Raw genomic sequence first — 17,735 nt, 5'->3', positions numbered from 1 at the left:
GCGAACCCACAAGCCGAGGTTCCCCCCGCCTTACAGGCCCCGCCCGCCTACAGCGCGCCAACCCTTCGCCGAGCCACCACCGTCCACACGCCCAGCACCACCAGCACCACAGTCCCGGCCCCGATCCCGCTCACGGCAAGCACGGCCATCGCAGCGTCACCGCCGCCCCCGGCCCCGCTTTCCGCAGCGGCCCCCGGATCGACTCCACCAGCCTGAAAGACGCCCGGCGGCTCGGACTCCCCCGCATAACCTGGACCGGGCTCCGCCGAACCCCCCACGCGCACACGCAGCGTCAGCGGCAGCGGCCCGTCGCCGTACTTCTCGGCCACCTCGGCCGCGAGGTGCACCACGAGGTAGTAGGAACCGGCGAATCGCATGCCGCTGACCCGGTCGCTCACGGCGTACCGGTTCTCGTACGCGACCGGCGGCAGGGGATCGATCTCAGCGCTCTTCTGGCTGCCGTCGTAGTAGGTGCTGGCGTCGTCGACGAGGCCGCGCGCGGGGTTGTGGAGCGAGAGGTCGAGGGCACCGACCGCGGTGCCGTCGCCGCCGGCCGAGCTGCCCAGTTCGGCGGTGGCGTACAGCTGGCGCCCCCAGGTCAGCGGCACCTTGTAGAAGAACGTCCGGCCGGGCTCGATGTCGGCGCTCCAGACTCCCTCGCCGACGGACACCGCCGAGGCGAAGCCGGAGCCGCCCTCGCGGCGCACACCCTCGCCGGTGAGGGGGGTGGGTGAGGCGGAGTCCCACGCCTCAGGGGCACTCGTCGCGCCGGCCTGCTCCAGGGACGGCTCCGAGGCGGCGAAGAGCTCCAGGTCCCAGGCGTCCGGCGCGGAACTCGCCGTACCGACGCGCTCGACGACCATGTAGTAGGTGCCCGCTGTCTCGCAACGAGGCTTGTTGGCGGAGATCTCTCGTGCTGCCCAGGCCGCGATGGGCCGCGGGCTCTGGACGACGCGGAACTGCTCGGTTCGGAAGGAGCAGGAGCGGCCGTCGGCGTCCTGCACAGAGACTCTGATGCCGTCGTTCGCGGCGACGGTGCTGCCGGGGGCGGGGATCGCGGTCGCGGAGACGTATGTGTCAGAGGTGGCGTCGAGATCGAGGCGGTAGTAGATCTTCCCGTCGCTCGGCAGGGAGCTCTTGTACGTCGCTCCGGGTGTGAGGCGTACGGCATCCGCAGTGCCTGTCGCACCCGCGACGGTGCGGGCGTCGGGCGCGAACGCGTACGGGGTGGGCGTGCCGGCCGCGAGAGCGGCTCCGCTCGGCAGCGCGGCGGTCGTGCACAGGAGCAGTGCCCCTACGACGGCCATACGCGTGGGTGCCGTGGAGTTACCGCGCCGCGTGTTCGCATCGCTCCGCACCCACGCGCCCGGCCGTACCCCCGCGCGGCGCCACCACGCCCTACGCCGCCGCCTCATCACGCGCCACCCCTCGCCGCCGCCGGACCATGGACTCGCCCATCCTGCCCAGCCCGGCCGCTCGGCACCCACGCAATCCGTACGACTGTCCGAAACGCCCGGCTCTAAGGCCTCCCGGCCAGTCCCGCAACACGAGCACACAAAACCCCGACCGCTACGGCGGTCGGGGTCTGGTTCAGATTCCGAAGTGGTGACTCACGAACCCGTGGGCACGGAGTCAGTCGCCTCCGTCCACAGATCCTGCTCGGCGCGATCCGCCTGGATCTGGCGGTACACGAGGAGCCCGCCGATGGCGGCCAGTGCGACCAGGAGAAGCTTCTTCACCGCGCGACCTCGTCTTTCCTTGACGTAGGGGACCTCTGGCGCCCGACTATACACACCGACCGATACCGATCGGTGACCTGCGTCGGGGCTCAACTGCCCTCCGGAACAGCGCAGTAGAAGCGGATGATGTCGCTCCGATCGGAGGGTGATCACACCCCGACAGACGGTGACTTCGCGGCCCTTCCTCCAGCTTTCGGCACTCTTCCGCTCTCTTGCGCCCATTCGAGTGGTGTTCATCTGAAGATCGACGCGTCATGAGCGTCGGTCCATGACTTCTCGGCCCCCATACACATCATGAGGAAAGTACGCAAATCGCCCAACCCGAAAGTGAGGGGCCATGACCAGGAACAAGGTCATGAACCTGTGGACGGCCATCGTCACCGCCTTCCTCGCGCTGTGCTCAGCGCTCGGCTTTGTCACGTCGACCACCGCCGCGGCGGTGCCGCACACCGAGACGTCTCGCAAGGGCGGCAGCGACGACAGCGACCGCAGCGCGGAGCTGACGGTGCCTGCGATGCCGAACTGGGCCTGGTCCTACGCCAGAGCACTGCCCCCCACGATGAAGCAGCGCATCCGAGCCGAGGCCCATGGCAAGACCCCCAGCTGCCGGCACCGACCGCTCACGGAAACGGAAGCGGAGGCGGCGAGCCCACCGTCGGCCCCCCGGGAGTGCGTCCACGCAGGCTCCCCGGCGCAACCGCTCGTGCCACACCAGCGTTGAACCGACGGCCCGCCCCAGAGCCGTCACCCCTTGCCCCAACGCGCACCATCCCGTAAGCGCCTGAGCGCCACGGCGTGCTCACCCCTCGTCGACGATGTGCCGGAGATAGGCCCATGGATCGTTGAGATAGCGCCGCCAGTGGTCGACAAGCTCCAGATCCCGCCAGTCGGCGGGACGCATTCCGTGGTCACCCACCTCGATGATCTCGGCGCCAGGCAGCGCCGTCAGCACAGGTGAGTGCGTCGCGCAGATGATCTGTGCGCCGGAACGCCCCAGTTCATACAGCAGACCCACGAGTTGAAGACAAGAAGCGAAGGACAGTGCAGCCTCGGGCTCGTCCATGACGTACAGCCCCGGCTCCTGAAACCGCTCGCGGAAGGCCATCAGAAAGCCCTCGCCGTGGCTCATCTCGTCCGCGGCCCCGGACAGCCTTCCCGTCCTCTGCTCCCGGTCCAGCGCGTCCAGCGCCGTCTCCGCCCGCAGGAAAAAGCCTCTGCGGCGCGTACGAGGCCCCTGGAGCATGCGCCGACCGGCCGGCGTCGCCTCGAACCGTATCCGGCCGCCCAGCGCCGACGGCTCACGCCAGCTCGCGTACTTGTAGCCCGCGGATCCGCCCCAGGAGTCCAGGCCGAAGCCCTCCGCCAGCGCCTCGACGAGGGTGGACTTGCCCGAGCCGTTCTCCCCCACCAGGAACGTGACCGGCGCGGTGAACTTCAGGCCGTCCTCCAGCAGCTGCCGCACGCACGGCACCGACCAGGGCCACTGGCTGTCTTCCTCCAGCTCGCCCTCGGCAACATGCGCGTATGCCCGTTCGACGATCATTCGGCCAGGCTCTCATCCGGCACTGACAATCGGGCGCCCGATGTCCGTCGACGACGACAGCGACATCTCCCCGACGACGCCTCAACGACGACGAAGACCCCCAACCGGACTGGCTGGGGGTCTTTTCGCTGGTGGGGCTAACAGGATTTGAACCTGTGGCCTCATCCTTATCAGGGATGCGCTCTAACCAACTGAGCTATAGCCCCGCCGCGCTCTGCGGTGTGTGTCCCGCGCGCTGACTCCTGAAGATTAGCGCACGACGTGGGCAGTCCCAAAATCGGTTGTCGGGGGACCGTCAGGAGAGGTTTGAAGCCGCCGTCCGGCGGCAACGGTCACTCGTCCTCCGCGAGCGTCAGCTCGACGCCGCCCACGAAGCCGGCGGAGAGGTTGTAGATGAACGCGCCGAGGGTCGCCAGCGCCGTCGCGAGGACGACGTCGATGACCGCGATGATCGACGTGAACATCAGGACGTGCGGCAGCGACAGGAAGGCCTGCAGGTCGAAGCCGTTCGACTCGTTCGAGCCGGTGGCCTCGGAGATCGTGCCGCCGACCGTCGAGAAGACGCCCATCGCGTCCATGACCATCCAGAGCACCGCGGACGCGACGATCGTGCAGATGCCCAGCGCGATGGAGAGCAGGAAGCTGACCTTCATCACCGACCAGGGGTCGGCCTTGGCCACGCGCAGGCGCGCCTTGCGGGTGCGGGGCGTCGTACGGGCACCGGTGCGCGGCCGGCGTACCGCGCTCTCCGGAGCGGGCGTCTGGTAGGCCTGCGGCGGGTGGTAGGGCCCGGCGGACTGCTGCGGCTGCCGTTCCCCGGGCAGCGGCGACGTGGACGGCGCGGTGGCCGCCTGCTGCGCCCCTGCGGGCTGGGGCTGGGGCTGGGCGCCCGGAGCGGCCGAGCCCGCGCCGGCCGCGTACTGCTGGGTCTGCGAGCCTCGGGTGTCCGTCACGGGTCCCCCCTGGGATCCAGGTGCGTCGGGCGAGGGCGAGGCCTTCGCGGGCGACTTGATCGCCTTCAGCTGGGTGGTGTGCGGGTCGGTCGCAGGCGCGGCGGAGCCACGGCCGCCGCCCGTCTCCGAACCGGCTGTTGAACCGGTCGAGGTACCGGACGATCCGGCGCCCGTGGCTCCGCTCACGATGACTCTCTCCTCGTGCTACTCGGCCGAGGGCGTTTCACCCTCGTCCGTGCCGGTGGTCGCGGCACCCTCGGCGATCTCGTCGACGGCAATGTCACCGTCGACCTCCTCCGCCTCGCGTCCCGCCTCGGCGTTACGTGCGATACCGACGACGGCATCGCGCTTGCCCAGGTTGATCAGTTGGACGCCCATGGTGTCACGGCCCGTCTCCCTGACCCCGCTGACTCGCGTACGAATCACACCGCCGCCCAGCGTGATGGCGAGGATCTCGTCGGCCTCCTCGACCACCAGCGCACCGACGAGCGAGCCGCGGTCCTCGACGATCTTGGCGGCCTTGATGCCGAGGCCGCCGCGACCCTGGACGCGGTACTCGTCGACGGGGGTCCGCTTCGCGTACCCGCCGTCGGTGGCAGTGAACACGAACGTACCGGGTCGAACAACATTCATCGAGAGGAGCTCGTCTCCCTCGCGGAAGCTCATGCCCTTGACACCCGAGGTGGCGCGCCCCATGGGACGCAGTGACTCGTCCGTAGCGGTGAACCTGATCGACTGTGCCTTCTTGCTGATCAGAAGCAGATCGTCGTCGGCCGAGACGAGTTCGGCACCGATCAGTTCGTCGTCGGAACCGTCCGCCGTTTCGCGGAGGTTGATCGCGATCACACCACCGGAGCGCGGCGAATCGTAATCCTTCAGAGGCGTCTTCTTCACCAGACCCGCCTTCGTGGCGAGCACGAGGTACGGCACCGCCTCGTAGTCGCGGATCGCGAGGATCTCGGCGATCGCCTCGTCCGGCTGGAACGCGAGGAGGTTCGCGACGTGCTGCCCGCGCGCGTCACGCCCGGCGTCCGGGAGCTCGTACGCCTTCGCCCGGTAGACACGGCCCTTGTTGGTGAAGAACAGCAGCCAGTGGTGGGTCGTCGAGACGAAGAAGTGGTCGACGATGTCGTCTTCCTTCAGCTTCGTGCCGCGTACGCCCTTGCCGCCGCGCTTCTGCGCGCGGTAGTCGACGGTCTTGGTGCGCTTGACGTAACCGCTGCGCGAGACCGTGACCACGATGTCCTCTTCGGCGATGAGGTCCTCGATGGACATGTCACCGTCGTAGGGCACCAGCATGGTCTTGCGGTCGTCGCCGTACTTCTCGACGATCGCGGCGAGTTCCGCGCTGACGATGCCGCGCTGGCGGACCGGCGAGGCGAGGATCTCGTTGTACTCGGTGATCTTCGCCTGGAGTTCGTCGTGCTCCTGGACGATCTTCCGGCGCTCCAGGGCGGCCAGTCGGCGCAGCTGCATCTCGAGGATGGCGTTGGCCTGGATCTCGTCGATCTCCAGGAGCTCCATCAGGCCCGTGCGCGCGATGTCGACGGTGTCGCTGCGCCGGATCAGCGCGATGACCTCGTCGATGGCGTCCAGGGCCTTCAGCAGGCCGCGCAGGATGTGCGCCCGCTCCTCGGCCTTGCGCAGGCGGAACTTCGTACGGCGGACGACGACCTCGATCTGGTGCGTCACCCAGTGCCGGATGAACGCGTCCAGGGAGAGCGTGCGCGGGACGCCGTCGACGAGCGCCAGCATGTTGGCGCCGAAGTTCGTCTGCAGGTCCGTGTGCTTGTAGAGGTTGTTGAGTACGACCTTGGCGACCGCGTCCCTCTTGAGCACGATGACGAGACGCTGACCGGTGCGCGAGGACGTCTCGTCACGGACGTCCGCGATGCCGCCGATCTTGCCGTCCTTCACCAGGTCGGCGATCTTCTGCGCGAGGTTGTCGGGGTTGACCTGGTAGGGCAGCTCCGTGACCACCAGGCACTGGCGGTTCTGGATCTCCTCGACCTCGACGACCGCGCGCATGGTGATCGAGCCGCGGCCGGTGCGGTACGCCTCTTCGATGCCCTTGCGGCCGACCACCAGGGCGCCGGTCGGGAAGTCGGGGCCCTTGATGCGCTCCATGAGCGCATCCAGCAGCTCCTCGTGCGAGACCTCGGGGTTCTCCAGGTACCACTGGGCGCCGGCCGCGACCTCACGCAGGTTGTGCGGCGGGATGTTGGTCGCCATGCCGACCGCGATACCGGCCGACCCGTTGATCAGCAGGTTCGGGAAGCGGGCCGGCAGGACGGTCGGCTCCTGGGAGCGGCCGTCGTAGTTGTCCGTGAAGTCGACGGTGTCCTCGTCGATGTCGCGGACCATCTCCATCGACAGCGGCGCCATCTTGCACTCGGTGTAGCGCATGGCCGCCGCCGGGTCGTTGCCCGGAGAGCCGAAGTTGCCGTTGGAGTCCACCAGCGGCATCCGCATCGACCACGACTGCGCGAGGCGGACCAGGGCGTCGTAGATCGAGGAGTCGCCGTGGGGGTGGTAGTTACCCATGACGTCACCGACGACACGGGCGCACTTGTAGAAGCCGCGCTCGGGGCGGTAGCCGCCGTCGTACATGGCGTACAGCACGCGGCGGTGGACGGGCTTGAGGCCGTCGCGGACGTCCGGCAGCGCACGCGAGACGATGACGGACATCGCGTAGTCGAGGTACGAACGCTGCATCTCCGTCTCGAGCCCGACGGGCTCGACGCGCAGGGCCAGGCCGTCGTCCTCAGGCGTGACGGGAGTGTTCTCGTCGGTCATTGCTGGTGAAGGTCCTTCCTGGTGCGGTCAGCTGAGACCGACTCAGATGTCGAGGAAGCGGACGTCCTTGGCATTGCGCTGGATGAACTGGCGGCGGGCCTCCACGTCCTCGCCCATGAGGACCGAGAACAGGTCGTCGGCCTGGGCGGCGTCGTCGAGGGTGACCTGGCCGAGGACGCGGTGCTCCTGGTCCATGGTGGTCACGCGCAGCTCCTCGGCGTTCATCTCGCCGAGACCCTTGAAGCGCTGGATCGAGTCCTCACGGACACGCTTGCCGCGCTGACGCCCCATCTCGATCAGCGCGTCACGCTCACGGTCCGAGTACGCGTACTCGACGTCGTCCCGGCCCCACTTGATCTTGTACAGCGGGGGGCGGGAGAGGTACACGTGCCCGGCCTCGACCAGGGGCCGCATGAAGCGGAACAGGAAGGTCAGCAGCAGGGTGCTGATGTGCTGACCGTCGACGTCGGCGTCCGCCATCAGGATGATCTTGTGATAGCGGAGCTTCTCGATGTCGAAGTCCTCGTGCACGCCGGTGCCGAAAGCGGAGATCAGCGCCTGGATCTCCTGGTTCTGCAGGATCTTGTCGATCCGCGCCTTCTCGACGTTGAGGATCTTTCCTCGGATCGGGAGGATCGCCTGGTACTCGGGGTTGCGGCCGGACTTGGCCGAGCCACCGGCGGAGTCACCCTCGACGATGAAGATCTCGCACTTGGTGGGGTCGTTCGACTGGCAGTCGGAGAGCTTGCCCGGGAGGGAGGCACTCTCCAGCAGGCCCTTCCGGCGCGTCAGGTCGCGGGCCTTGCGGGCCGCCACGCGCGCGGTCGCCGCCTGGATGCCCTTGCGGATGATGTCCGCGGCCTCGTTCGGGTTGCGGTCCAGCCAGTCGTTGAGGTGCTCGTAGACGACCTTCTGGACGAAGGTCTTCACCTCGGTGTTGCCCAGCTTGGTCTTCGTCTGGCCCTCGAACTGCGGCTCGCTCAGCTTCACCGAGATGATCGCGGTCAGACCCTCGCGGATGTCGTCACCCGTGAGGTTGTCGTCCTTCTCGCGCAGCAGCCTCTTGTCGCGCGCGTACTTGTTGATCAGCGAGGTCAGCGCGGCACGGAAGCCCTCTTCGTGCGTACCGCCCTCATGGGTGTGGATGATGTTGGCGAAGGAGTAGACACCCTCGGTGTAGCCACCGTTCCACTGCATGGCGATCTCGAGGGACAGGTGCTTGTCCCTGTCCTCGGCCTCCAGGTCGATCACGGTGGGGTGCACCACTTCTCCCTTGCGGGAGTTGAGGTACTTCACGAAGTCGACGATGCCGCCCTCGTAGTGGTACGAGACGGCCTTGACCTCGTGCTTCTCGTCCTCGCCCGCCTCGTCCGCACCGGCCGTGGCCTTCGCCGACTCGCGCTCGTCGGTGAGGTTGATGCGCAGGCCCTTGTTGAGGAACGCCATCTCCTGGAAGCGCCGCGACAGCGTCTCGAAGGAGTAGTCGGTGGTCTCGAAGATGTCCGGGTCGGCCCAGAAGGTGACCGAGGTGCCGTGCTCGTCCGTGGCCTCGTGCTGGGCAAGCGGGGCTGTCGGGACGCCCAGCTTGTAGTCCTGCGTCCAGCGGTAGCCGTCGGTCTTGATCTCGACGGACACCTTGGTCGACAGGGCGTTCACGACGGAGACACCCACGCCGTGCAGACCGCCGGAGACCGCGTAGCCGCCGCCGCCGAACTTTCCGCCCGCGTGCAGGACCGTCAGCACGACCTCGACGGCCGGCTTGCCCTCGGAGGGGACGATGCCGACCGGGATGCCACGTCCGTTGTCGACGACCCGCACGCCGCCGTCAGCGAGGATCGTGACGTCGATGGTGTCCGCGTGGCCGGCCAGCGCCTCGTCGACGGAGTTGTCGACGACCTCCTGCACCAGGTGGTGCAGTCCGCGCTCACCGGTCGAGCCGATGTACATACCGGGTCGCTTGCGGACCGCGTCCAGACCCTCGAGGACGGTGATGGCGCTGGCGTCGTACGAGGCGGTCACCTCGCCGTTCGACGAGGTCACCGCGCCGCTGGCGCCGGCGTCGGTGGACGGGATGTTCTCGTTGGGGTTGCCGGAATCGGCCACGAAGCGCCCTTTCTGGCACAGCACGAGCCAGGCTCGTCGGCGGGTTGCCGGAGCGGCTGCGGCATGTTGCGTTGGTAAGCCTTGATCAGCGTTGCTCAGCTTTTCCCGGACGGTCCCCACGATGGGGGCGGGATTGGGCTCCAGTCTACCGGTAGCGCCGACAGTGATGGGGGTTTGCCGGTACCTGAGTCCGCATGTGCCGCCCTGAACCTGGCTCTCCCGACTCCCGATATGCGGATGGGGGCTCCGAGAGGCTCACAGAGCCACTCAGCGCTTCCGGCCGTCAACCCTTGGCTACTTAGGAGTCAGGTCGCGATTCGCAACCGCGTGCGGTTGTACGCGGAGGACGCCGTCGGCGGCACTTCGTGGCCGGAGATGACAGTTGATGTGATGTCGGTCACCTGTGGATGACGGGGCTGCAGGGACTGCTGTGACGGCTGTCAGAAAGCCCGGTCACGCGTGACCCCGCCGGTCCGATCACCCGTAGGTGTCGCCGGGTCCCGTGCTGCCGGGAGCGCGCAGCGGGCCGTAGCGGCGGGCCGGGCCTCCGGGACCCTGCACCTTGATCTGCCTCACCGCGCCATGCCCGAGGTCCTCGTTGAGGCGGGCGACCAGCGTCGGCGCGAGCAGCCGCAGGTTCGTCGCCCAGGCCGTCGAGTCGCAGCGCACGATCAGGGTCCGCTCGTCCTCGTCGTACTTCTCCGGCACGCAGTGCTTGGCGACGTCCTCGCCGACGATCTGCGGCCAGCGGCCCATCACCCCGCCCACCGCGGCCGGGGCCTCCCAGCCCCGCTCGGTGATCAAGCGGTTGATGGCGGAGCCGAGCGCCATGGGGTCGCGGCCGTCTGCCCGCGCGCCGGAGCGCAGGCCGCCGCGCCGCGCCTGCTTCTTCTGCTGCGCCGCGTCGCCACGCGCGCGTGCCTGCTCCTTGGCCGCCCTCAGCGCCACGCGCGCGAGGTCGACACCGGAGGGTTCGGGGGTCTTCCTGGGGGCGCCCTCGTCGTCGTTCGTGGACGGCTGCTCGCTCATACGCGCTCCACCGTCCCCTCGGACACCGTGTACCGCGCCCCCGTCAGCACGTGCGGTACGTCGTCGTCGACCGCGGCGGTCACCAGGACCTGCTCGCCGGGCGCGACCAGCTCGGCCAGCCGCTCACGGCGCCGGGTGTCCAGCTCGGCGAACACATCGTCCAGGACCAGCACCGGTTCGTTGCCCTCGGCGCGCAGCAGGTCGTACGAGGCCAGACGCAGCGCCAGCGCGTAGGACCAGGACTCGCCGTGCGAGGCGTATCCCTTGGCGGGCAGCTGACCGAGTTTGAGAAGCAAATCGTCCCGATGAGGGCCTATGAGGGTGACGCCGCGCTCGATCTCCTGCTTGCGCGCCTCTTCGAGCGCCGCCATCAGCTGCTCGAAGAGGTCCTCGCGCGTGTGCGCCTCGCCGGGAGCCGACGGCTTGTAGTCCAGCGCGACGGGGCCGCCGCCGGGGGCCAGTTGTTCGTACGCCTTGTCGGCCAGCGGCTGGATCGTCGCGATCAGGTCCAGGCGCTGGGCGAGCAACTCGGCGCCCGCGCGGGCGAGATGCTGGTCCCAGACGTCGAGAGTGGACAGGTCCATGGAACGGCCACCGTGCCGCCGGGCCAGGGCGGCCGATTTGAGAAGCGTGTTGCGCTGCTTGAGGACCCGCTCGTAGTCGGAGCGGACGCCGGCCATGCGCGGGGAGCGAGCGGTGATCAGCTCGTCGAGGAAACGGCGCCGCTCCCCGGGGTCACCCTTGACCAGGGCGAGGTCCTCCGGCGCGAACAGGACGGTCCGTACGATGCCGAGCACGTCACGGGGTCTGACCTGCGAGGACCTGTTGATGCGGGCCCGGTTCGCCTTGCCGGGGTTCAGCTCCAGCTCGACCAGCTGCTGCCGCTCGCCCTGCCGCACCTGGGCCCGGATGACCGCCCGGTCCGCGCCCATGCGCACGAGGGGGGCGTCGGAGGCGACACGATGACTGCCGAGGGTGGCGAGATAGCCGACGGCCTCGACGAGGTTGGTCTTGCCCTGGCCGTTGGGTCCGACGAAGGCGGTGACGCCCGGGTCGAGCGGGACTTCGACCCGGGCGTACGAGCGGAAGTCGGCCAGCGACAGATGCGTGACGTGCATGGTCGTTCGCCGACCTCCCCCAACATGTGGTTCGACTGTCCCCAGTTGTGGACAACCGGGTCACTCCTGAGGGTGCCAGGGTGACATCCCCAGGGTGTGGATTACTTTCCCTGGTCTCCGACGGGCACTTCCGCCCCGCCGGTCACTTGTGCTCCACCGGTCACTTCTTCTCGACCGCGTGGCCGCCGAACTGGTTCCGCAGCGCCGCGATCATCTTCATCTGCGGGGAGTCGTCCTGGCGGGACGCGAACCGCGCGAACAGCGACGCGGTGATCGCGGGGAGCGGCACCGCGTGGTCGATGGCTGCTTCCACAGTCCAGCGTCCCTCGCCGGAGTCCTGTGCATAACCCCTGAGCCTGTCCAGGTGCTCGTCCTCGTCGAGGGCGTTCACCGCGAGGTCCAGCAGCCAGGAACGGATCACCGTGCCCTCCTGCCAGGAGCGGAAGACCTCCCGGACGTCGGTCACGGAGTCGACCTTCTCCAGCAGCTCCCAGCCCTCGGCGTAGGCCTGCATCATCGCGTACTCGATCCCGTTGTGGACCATCTTCGCGAAGTGCCCCGCGCCGACCTTGCCGGCGTGTACAGCGCCGCGGTCGCCCTCCGGCTTGAGGGCGTCGAATATCGGCTGCACCTTGGCGACGTGCTCCGCGTCGCCGCCGTACATCAGCGCGTAGCCGTTCTGCAGGCCCCAGACGCCGCCGGAGACGCCGCAGTCGACGAATCCGATGCTCTTGGCCGCCAGCTGCTCGGCGTGCCGCTCGTCGTCCGTCCAGCGGGAGTTCCCGCCGTCCACCACGACGTCACCGGGCTCCAGCAGCTCGGCGAGCTCGTCGATGGTCGACTGGGTCGGGGCACCTGCCGGGACCATCACCCAGATCACGCGCGGGCCGGGAAGCTTGCCCACAAGCTCTTCCAGGCTGTGGGCATCCGCGAGGTCCGGGTTGCGGTCGTATCCGACGACGGTGTGGCCTGCGCGGCGGATCCGCTCGCGCATGTTGCCGCCCATCTTGCCGAGGCCGACGAGACCGAGCTCCATCAGTTGTTCCTTAGGTTGCTGTGGCGTGTGGGGCACCTTCGTACCCGCGTACGAGCCTAAACCCGGACGCACGCGCACATCCGTGGGCATAGGCGCTCATACGTACGCCCTCACCTGCGGCTTCGTCCGACAGCTCGTCCCCAGGCCCGGTGATCCACCGGTGCTGGGGACGCTGTGGACAACCGCGGCGCCGACCTCGGCAGCCGCTCAGCCGCTCAGCCGCACCGGCATGATCAGGTACTTGTAGGCCTCGTCCGCCTCCGCGTCCAGCGCCGGCTTGCCGCTGAGCAGTGCGGGCTTCGTGGACGTCGTGAACGACAGCTGGGCGACCGGGGAGTCGATGGCGCTCAGGCCGTCCAGCAGGAAGGTCGGGTTGAAGGCGATCGACACGTCGTCGCCCTCCAGCTGGGCGTCAACCCTTTCCACAGCCTGTGCGTCGTCGCTGGAACCGGCCTCCAGGATGAGCACGCCCTGCTCGAAGCTGAGCCGCACCGGGGTGTTGCGCTCGGCGACGAGGGCCACGCGCTTGACGGCCTCCACGAAGGGGGCGGTCTCGATCACGGCGATGCTGTTGAACTCCGTCGGGAACAGCGAGCGGTACTTGGGAAGGTCGCCTTCCAGGAGCCGGGTCGTCGTCCGACGGCCGGCGCCCTCGAAGCCGATCAGGCCCTCGCCCGCACCCGAGCCGGACAGGGCCAGGGTGACGCTGTCGCCGCTCGTGAGCGCCTTGGCGGTGTCCAGGAGCGTCTTTGCGGGCACCAGGGCCACCGCGGACGCCTCCGGGTTCTCCGGCTTCCACAGGAACTCGCGGACCGCGAAGCGGTAGCGGTCGGTGGAGGCCAGCGTGACGGTGTCGCCCTCGATCTCGATGCGCACACCGGTGAGGACGGGCAGCGTGTCGTCGCGGCCGGCGGCGATGGCCACCTGGGCGGCGGCGGAGGCGAAGACCTCACCCGGGACGGTGCCGGTCGCGGTCGGCATCTGCGGCAGCGCCGGGTACTCCTCCACAGGCAGGGTGTGGAGTGTGAACCGCGAGGAGCCGCAGACCACGGTCGCCCGTACACCGTCTGTGGAAATCTCCACCGGTCGGTTGGGAAGAGCGCGGCAGATGTCGGCCAGCAGGCGGCCGGAGACCAGGACCGTGCCCTCCTCCTCGACCTCGGCCTCGACGCTCACCCGCGCGGAGACCTCGTAGTCGAAGCTGGACAGGCTCAGCTGGCCGTCCTCGGCCTTGAGGAGGAGGCCGGCGAGGACAGGCGCCGGCGGACGGGCCGGGAGGCTGCGTGCCGCCCAGGCCACTGCCTCCGCGAGTACGTCGCGTTCCACCCGGATCTTCACTGTTGCCGCCTCCTGCTGTTGCCGGCGCTTCTCGGCCTGCCTGGCTTCGTCGTCTGTCTCGGTGTCGTCGGCCCCAGTGAGGGGAAGGACACCGGGAACAGTCTGACGCACCCCACTGACAGTAGGTGCCTCTCGGGGTCAAGTCGTGACGAGGGGCAGCCGGGAGCCGGACAGCGAGTTGTGCACAGGACCCACTTCGAAACGGATTCCCAGCTCTCTCTAGTTGGGAGTAGTAGTAGGGCCTGTGGAAACCGTGGATAACCCCGTTTGCCCAGCTCAGAGGCGAGATTTTGTCCACGGGTCCTGTGGGCGACGCCGGTGGACAACCAGGCGTTTCTGTGGAGAACGGAAAGTTCTGCACACCCCATGCACAGCCTGGGGCGAGTTCTCCCCAGCGCCGTCCCCAGCTTTACCCACCTTTCCCACAGGCCAACCCGGCACCTTCGTGTGACGCCTTTCACTCGGGCTGGTGAGAAGGCGCGTCGCGTTGCCGAACAGTGGACAGTGATGTGGAGAAGCTGGGGATCACTGGGGACAACTGGCCCCAGCCTGTGGGTTGCCGGTGGACAACTTCATGCACAGCCTGTGGATCGTCTCGCTGTCCACAGTCTGTGGAGATCGTTCGTCCACGAATCCACAGGCAGTTGACCTGGTCTGATGGTCTTGCGACAGAGGCCTCTGTGGACACAGTCTGGACAACTTCGCAGTCCCCAGGATGTGGACGGCAGAAAGTCGCCGAATCTGTGGAGAGTGGCCGTAACGCGGCAAGTATTCGAACAGCCGACAACCGCGACATGACGAAGGGCGCCCCCGATGTCGTCCACCGGGGGCGCCCTTGCGTGCGTATCGCTGGGTCGGTCAGCCGTTCTTGATGCGGTTCGTGAGCTCGGTGACCTGGTTGTAGATGGCGCGTCGTTCGGCCATCAGATTGCGGATCTTGCGGTCGGCGTGCATCACCGTCGTGTGGTCGCGGCCGCCGAACAGCGCGCCGATCTTGGGCAGTGACAGGTCCGTCAGCTCACGGCACAGATACATGGCGATCTGCCGGGCCGTGACCAGCTGGCGGCCGCGGGAGCTGCCGCACAGGTCCTCGACCGTGAGACCGAAGTAGTCGGCCGTGGCGCTCATGATGGCCGTCGAGGTGATCTCCGGCGTCGCGCCGTCACCGCCCGGGATCAGGTCCTTGAGGACGATCTCCGTCAGACCCAGATCGACCGGCTGCTTGTTGAGCGAGGCGAACGCCGTCACCCGGATCAGCGCGCCCTCCAGCTCGCGGATGTTGCGCGAGATGCGGGAGGCGATGAACTCCAGGACCTCCGGCGGGGCGTTGAGCTGCTCCTGCACCGCCTTCTTGCGCAGGATCGCGATGCGCGTCTCCAGCTCGGGCGGCTGGACGTCGGTGATCAGGCCCCACTCGAAACGGTTCCGCAGCCGGTCCTCCAGGGTGACCAGCTGCTTGGGCGGCCGGTCGCTGGACAGCACGATCTGCTTGTTGGCGTTGTGGAGCGTGTTGAAGGTGTGGAAGAACTCCTCCTGCGTCGACTCCTTGTCCGCGAGGAACTGGATGTCGTCGACGAGCAGGATGTCCATCTCGCGGTAGCGCTTGCGGAAGCTGTCGCCCTTGCCGTCGCGGATCGAGTTGATGAACTCGTTGGTGAACTCCTCGGAGCTCACGTACCGCACACGCGTGCCGGAGTACAGGCTCCGTGCGTAGTGCCCGATCGCGTGCAGCAGGTGAGTCTTGCCGAGCCCCGACTCCCCGTAGATGAAGAGGGGGTTGTACGCCTTCGCGGGCGCCTCGGCGACGGCGACCGCGGCCGCGTGCGCGAATCGGTTGGAGGCGCCGATGACGAACGTGTCGAAGAGGTACTTCGGGTTCAGTCGCGCGGTCGGCTCACCGGGTCCGGGCGCCGGTGCGGGCTGCGCGGCCAGCGGGCCGGGGGCGCCGGTGGTCGGCAGGTTCGCGCCGATGGGGCCGCCGCGGTGCACATGGCCGGAGCCGGAGGGCGGCTCGGGCCGGTCGCGGCGGGCGTCAAGGCCACGGCGGGCGTCGAGGTCACGACGGGCGTCCAGGTCACGCCGGGCGTCCAGGTCACGCCGGGCGTCGCGATCGTAGTCGGAGCGCGGCTGGTCGTAGTCCGGCCGCTGCTGCTCGTAGTCGGGGCGGTGTCCGTCGTACGACGACCGCTCCATCGGCTGCGGCCGGTAGTCCTGGGCAGGCGGGCCGTAGGAGTCCTGTTGGTACGAGTCCTGGCCGTAGGAGTCCTGCGACGGCGACGCGTAGGGGTCCCGCTCCGGGAAACCGAGCCGCTGCTGCTGCCAGCCGTAGTCGTCCTGGCTCGGGCGCGGCCAGCTGCCGGGGCCGGGTTCGGGGCGCTGGTACTCGCTCGGGTAGGCCGGCCGGGCGGTGGGCAGCTGGTCGCCGGGTCGCTGGTCGTCGGCGCGGTGGCGGCCGTAGCCCTCGTACGGGGGGAGTTCGGATTCCTCGTAGCGCGGCTGGGGCGGGGTGGGGGGCGCCGACGGGGCCGGGGGTTCGCCGGCGGAGTCGTCGACGGTGATCGCGATGCGGATCGGGCGGCCGCACTCTCGGCTCAGGGTCTCGCTGACGATGGGGGCCAGGCGGCCCTCCAGCACGCCCTTCGCGAATTCGTTCGGTACGGCGAGCAGGGCGGTGTCGGCGACCAGCGCGAGCGGCTGGCAGCGTCGGATCCAGTGCTCGTCCTTCACCTCGACACCCTGACCGCGGCCTTCACCGAGGAGTTGCTCGAGTACTCGTGGCCACACTGCGGCAAGATCGGCAGGTACGTCAGCCACAGGGCACGCTCTCTCACGGGTCCCACGAACGTGTGATTGTGGGACGGGTCGGGATTCAAACCGGGCGGAGCCCGAATCAAGGGGTCAAGGGAACGAATCGGAGTTCAGTCACGGTAGTCAGGGCGGCGGGTGCGGTTCAAGTTGTTGTCCCCAGGCTGTGGATAGTGTCTCCCCGTGACCTCTGGTTTGACCGGATGGCGTAGCCGCGCGTACCGTAACCAGGTCGAGTTGTCGATGGCTGCTGCCGCCTGCCTCCGATGGGCACAGATCGCGTCAGGTGATCGGGAAGCGGTGCACTCGGGCGTTAACGCGAGCTACTCGTGGGCGCACGGTGACAGCCAAGACGGCACCCCGCCACTACCAATGATTTCTGGAGCCCCCGAGTGAGCAAGCGCACCTTCCAGCCGAACAACCGTCGTCGCGCCAAGACCCACGGCTTCCGTCTGCGGATGCGCACCCGTGCCGGCCGCGCGATTCTGGCGAACCGCCGCAGCAAGGGTCGCGCCAGCCTGTCCGCCTGATCCCGTCAGGTCATGACGTCGTGCTGCCTACCGAGCATCGGCTGAGGCGGCGCGAGGACTTCGCGACCGCGGTACGGCGAGGACGCCGGGCTGGACGCCCGACTCTCGTCGTCCACCTTCGTAGCGGTGCCACGGACCCGCACGCGCCTGGGGAGAGCGCTCCCCTGACGCGTGCGGGTTTCGTCGTGAGCAAGGCAGTGGGTGGCGCGGTCGTGCGGAACAAGGTGAAGCGCAGGCTTCGTCATCTGATGCGCGACCGAGTCGACCAGCTGCCCCCCGGTAGCCTGGTAGTCGTACGAGCGCTGCCCGGTGCGGGTGACGCCGACCATGCACAGCTGGCCCAAGACCTGGACGCCGCTCTACAGCGGCTGCTGGGAGGGGGCGCGCGATGAAGTACCCATTGCTGGCTCTGATCAAGCTGTACCAGTGGACGATCAGTCCACTGCTCGGGCCGGTGTGCAAGTACTACCCGTCGTGCTCCCACTACGGCTACACCGCCATCGACCGGCACGGTGCGATCAAGGGCACGGCGCTCACCGCCTGGCGCATCCTGCGGTGCAACCCGTGGTCGCTGGGCGGTGTGGACCATGTCCCGCCGCGCAAGCGCCCGCGGTGGCACGAGCTGCTGCGCAACGCGTGGCGCGCACGCAAGGGCGGGCCCTCCGCCGCCGAAACGGCCACCGAGGACAATGTTCCTTCGGGCCCGGCCGCAGAGACCCCGTCCCATGCCCAAGGAGCATGATTA

At 68.5% G+C, this 17,735-nt stretch carries 15 protein-coding genes and 1 tRNA gene; 4 read left to right on the top strand and 12 right to left on the bottom strand.

Features of this window, described 5'->3' with window-relative positions; all coding sequences use genetic code 11:
• Positions 1-47 precede the first annotated feature (47 nt).
• Together ACFY5C_RS06560 and ACFY5C_RS06555 are read right to left on the bottom strand one after the other, a co-directional pair.
• Positions 48-1,307 (bottom strand): hypothetical protein, encoded by a 1,260-nt coding sequence (locus tag ACFY5C_RS06560; RefSeq protein ID WP_389441216.1) that lies wholly within the window; start codon positions 1,305-1,307, stop codon positions 48-50.
• Between the two features lie 303 nt (positions 1,308-1,610).
• Positions 1,611-1,739: a DLW-39 family protein gene (locus tag ACFY5C_RS06555; protein WP_003999697.1), complete on the bottom strand. Its 129-nt coding sequence runs from the start codon at positions 1,737-1,739 to the stop codon at positions 1,611-1,613.
• Positions 1,740-2,076: 337 nt separating this feature from the next.
• Here ACFY5C_RS06555 and ACFY5C_RS06550 point away from each other — a divergent pair, with 337 nt between their 5' ends.
• Complete coding sequence (locus ACFY5C_RS06550) at positions 2,077-2,460, top strand: DUF6344 domain-containing protein (RefSeq protein WP_389441213.1); 384 nt, start codon at positions 2,077-2,079, stop codon at positions 2,458-2,460.
• Positions 2,461-2,538: 78 nt separating this feature from the next.
• Here ACFY5C_RS06550 and ACFY5C_RS06545 read toward each other — a convergent pair whose 3' ends face one another.
• From ACFY5C_RS06545 to dnaA, 10 genes are all read right to left on the bottom strand, one after another.
• Positions 2,539-3,282 carry an AAA family ATPase gene (locus tag ACFY5C_RS06545; RefSeq protein ID WP_389441210.1) on the bottom strand — a complete coding sequence of 248 codons (744 nt, stop codon included), beginning with the start codon at positions 3,280-3,282 and terminating at the stop codon, positions 2,539-2,541.
• Between the two features lie 129 nt (positions 3,283-3,411).
• Positions 3,412-3,488: transfer RNA gene (locus ACFY5C_RS06540), tRNA-Ile, on the bottom strand.
• Between the two features lie 126 nt (positions 3,489-3,614).
• Positions 3,615-4,421 (bottom strand): DUF3566 domain-containing protein, encoded by an 807-nt coding sequence (locus ACFY5C_RS06535; RefSeq protein WP_389441208.1) that lies wholly within the window; start codon positions 4,419-4,421, stop codon positions 3,615-3,617.
• A gap of 18 nt (positions 4,422-4,439) precedes the next feature.
• Positions 4,440-7,031, bottom strand: coding sequence for a DNA gyrase subunit A (gene gyrA / locus ACFY5C_RS06530; RefSeq protein ID WP_389441205.1), 2,592 nt, complete (start codon positions 7,029-7,031; stop codon positions 4,440-4,442).
• 42 nt (positions 7,032-7,073) lie between these two features.
• A complete protein-coding gene (gene gyrB, locus ACFY5C_RS06525) occupies positions 7,074-9,134 on the bottom strand; it encodes a DNA topoisomerase (ATP-hydrolyzing) subunit B (RefSeq protein WP_389441202.1) in 2,061 nt (686 codons plus the stop codon).
• Positions 9,135-9,611: 477 nt separating this feature from the next.
• Complete coding sequence (locus ACFY5C_RS06520) at positions 9,612-10,163, bottom strand: DUF721 domain-containing protein (RefSeq protein WP_389441199.1); 552 nt, start codon at positions 10,161-10,163, stop codon at positions 9,612-9,614.
• Complete coding sequence (gene recF / locus ACFY5C_RS06515) at positions 10,160-11,281, bottom strand: DNA replication/repair protein RecF (RefSeq protein ID WP_389441196.1); 1,122 nt, start codon at positions 11,279-11,281, stop codon at positions 10,160-10,162. Before recF ends, ACFY5C_RS06520 begins: the two co-directional genes overlap by 4 nt.
• 160 nt (positions 11,282-11,441) lie before the next feature.
• Complete coding sequence (gnd, locus tag ACFY5C_RS06510) at positions 11,442-12,317, bottom strand: phosphogluconate dehydrogenase (NAD(+)-dependent, decarboxylating) (protein WP_389441194.1); 876 nt, start codon at positions 12,315-12,317, stop codon at positions 11,442-11,444.
• Between the two features lie 207 nt (positions 12,318-12,524).
• Positions 12,525-13,655 (bottom strand): DNA polymerase III subunit beta, encoded by a 1,131-nt coding sequence (gene dnaN, locus ACFY5C_RS06505; RefSeq protein WP_266824758.1) that lies wholly within the window; start codon positions 13,653-13,655, stop codon positions 12,525-12,527.
• 858 nt (positions 13,656-14,513) lie between these two features.
• Complete coding sequence (dnaA, locus tag ACFY5C_RS06500; protein ID WP_389441193.1) at positions 14,514-16,469, bottom strand: chromosomal replication initiator protein DnaA; 1,956 nt, start codon at positions 16,467-16,469, stop codon at positions 14,514-14,516.
• Between the two features lie 383 nt (positions 16,470-16,852).
• Between dnaA and rpmH the strand changes: the two genes are divergently transcribed.
• From rpmH to yidD, 3 genes are read left to right on the top strand one after another with little or no spacing between them, the layout of a single operon-like run.
• Positions 16,853-16,990, top strand: a complete 138-nt coding sequence (gene rpmH / locus ACFY5C_RS06495) for a 50S ribosomal protein L34 (RefSeq protein WP_005482975.1) — start codon at positions 16,853-16,855, stop codon at positions 16,988-16,990.
• A gap of 20 nt (positions 16,991-17,010) precedes the next feature.
• Positions 17,011-17,382 carry a ribonuclease P protein component gene (rnpA, locus tag ACFY5C_RS06490; protein ID WP_365055372.1) on the top strand — a complete coding sequence of 124 codons (372 nt, stop codon included), beginning with the start codon at positions 17,011-17,013 and terminating at the stop codon, positions 17,380-17,382.
• Positions 17,379-17,732, top strand: coding sequence for a membrane protein insertion efficiency factor YidD (gene yidD / locus ACFY5C_RS06485; protein ID WP_389441190.1), 354 nt, complete (start codon positions 17,379-17,381; stop codon positions 17,730-17,732). The genes rnpA and yidD overlap by 4 nt, the downstream gene beginning before the upstream one ends.
• The last annotated feature ends 3 nt before the right edge of the window (positions 17,733-17,735 follow it).

It is taken from the genome of Streptomyces sp. NPDC012935, from assembly GCF_042900345.1.
Lineage (GTDB): Bacteria > Actinomycetota > Actinomycetes > Streptomycetales > Streptomycetaceae > Streptomyces.
The sequence above is the reverse complement of the archived record's forward strand: the minus strand, read 5'-3'. Positions and strand labels throughout refer to the sequence as shown.